Source organism: Campylobacter sp. 7477a, assembly GCF_014892335.1.
In the GTDB taxonomy this organism is placed as follows: Bacteria; Campylobacterota; Campylobacteria; order Campylobacterales; family Campylobacteraceae; genus Campylobacter_A; species Campylobacter_A californiensis.
Map to the genome: position 1 here is coordinate 1 of NZ_JADBJH010000027.1, position 1,537 is coordinate 1,537.

2 protein-coding genes are annotated in these 1,537 nt (G+C 31.0%); both read left to right on the top strand.

Features of this window, described 5'->3' with window-relative positions:
• The first annotated feature begins 121 nt into the window (after nt 1-121).
• Nucleotides 122-805, top strand: a complete 684-nt coding sequence (locus tag CCAL5182_RS08935) for a DNA methyltransferase (protein WP_336610834.1) — start codon at nt 122-124, stop codon at nt 803-805.
• On the top strand, nt 798-1,484 hold the full coding sequence (locus tag CCAL5182_RS08940) for a restriction endonuclease (RefSeq protein WP_336610833.1): 687 nt from the start codon (nt 798-800) through the stop codon (nt 1,482-1,484). Before CCAL5182_RS08935 ends, CCAL5182_RS08940 begins: the two co-directional genes overlap by 8 nt.
• Nucleotides 1,485-1,537 lie beyond the last annotated feature (53 nt).

A 1,537-nucleotide genomic window follows, 5' to 3' on the forward strand; every position in this document is an offset into this window, starting at 1 on the left:
TGTGCTAGGTGTCGATTTAGGAGATTAATAAATGCAAAAACTGATACAAACTTACGCAAATACACCGAAAATGCCTTTTGTAATTTCAAAAGATTTCTTACAAAGAAAACAAGAAATAGTTATGGAGCAAAAAACAAAAAAGTCAATCACGAACTTACTAAATAAAAAAAATAAGATGAATGGGCTAGAACTACTTAAAACACTAGATGATAAAAGTGTAAAAGTAGCCTTTTTTGACCCACAATATCGGGGCGTTTTAGATAAGCTCTCTTATGGCAACGAAGGTAAAAGTAGGGGTATTGAACGCTCTGCTTTGCCACAAATGAGCGAAGAAATAATCAATGAGTTTATTTTAGATATTCACAGAGTTTTAAAACCAAATGGCTATCTTTTTCTTTGGGTAGATAAGTTTCATCTAGTTCAAGGAGTTAAAAAATGGTTTGATTGTTTTAGTGATTTTGAAATAGTTGATATGATAACTTGGGATAAGAAAAGAATAGGTATGGGTTACCGAACTAGGCGAAGAAGTGAATATTTAGTTATAGTCCAAAAACACCCGAAACAAGCTAAAAAAACTTGGGTATTACATAATATTCCAGATGTCTGGGAAGAAAAAATTACAGACAAATCTCATACTCACTCAAAGCCGATAGAGCTACAAAAACAGCTATTATTAGCTACTACCAGCGAACAAGATTTGGTTTTAGACCCAGCAAGTGGTGGATACTCTGTTTTTAATGTGTGTAAAGAAATTAAGCGAAATTTTATCGGTTGCGATTTAGTTTATGGAGAACAAAATGAGTAAAATAGTTGATGCAAAAGGTAGAAATATAGAAAAGGATGGAGAATCTGGATACACAAGAGTTATAGGCAATAGTGCTTTAGGACATCTATTGTCAAGAGTGCAAGCAACAGTTATTTCTAATGGTAATGAGCTAGAGAGAATTATTACAGATAGGTGTAAATCTATATCTGATATTGATAGCTTTATTGATAGTGTTAGTGCTAGACAAATTAATGCTGGTGTGTTTCTCTGCACAAAAACCGCTTTAAAACAAACAAAGAAATATACAATGGTTAAAGGAATTGAGCCTGATATGCTCATATTTATTGTAAGTGATTTCAATATATGCAAAGTTATTGAGCTTAAAGATGGCGATACATTTGATACAAAAAAGGTCAAGGGAGAGAAAGATAATTTGATAAAATTTGTTGAACGATTTGGGTCTAAGATACCTTTTGCGACAGATTATTATATATGTTGTTTTAATCAAGATAATAAAGAAATCATAAAAATAGGTATGAAAAATGAATTTGAGCTAGAGCATATTTTAACTGGTCGCGAATTATGTGAAATTTTATCAATAGACTATGAAGAAATTATTCAAAAAAGAAAGCGTGATATGCAAGAAAATTTTGATTATTTTATTAGTGAGCTATTAGGAATACCGGAAGTAAGAGCAGAAATAGAAGCAAAAATTTAATTTTTTAAAAGAGATATTTTAGGTTTTCTAATTGTGCGTTTGCTACATAATAT

Coding starts and splice junctions, on each gene's coding strand:
- CCAL5182_RS08935 (WP_336610834.1), top strand. CDS start 122: ATGGAGCAAAAAACAAAAAAGTCAATCACGAACTTACTAAATAAAAAA.
- CCAL5182_RS08940 (WP_336610833.1), top strand. CDS start 798: ATGAGTAAAATAGTTGATGCAAAAGGTAGAAATATAGAAAAGGATGGA.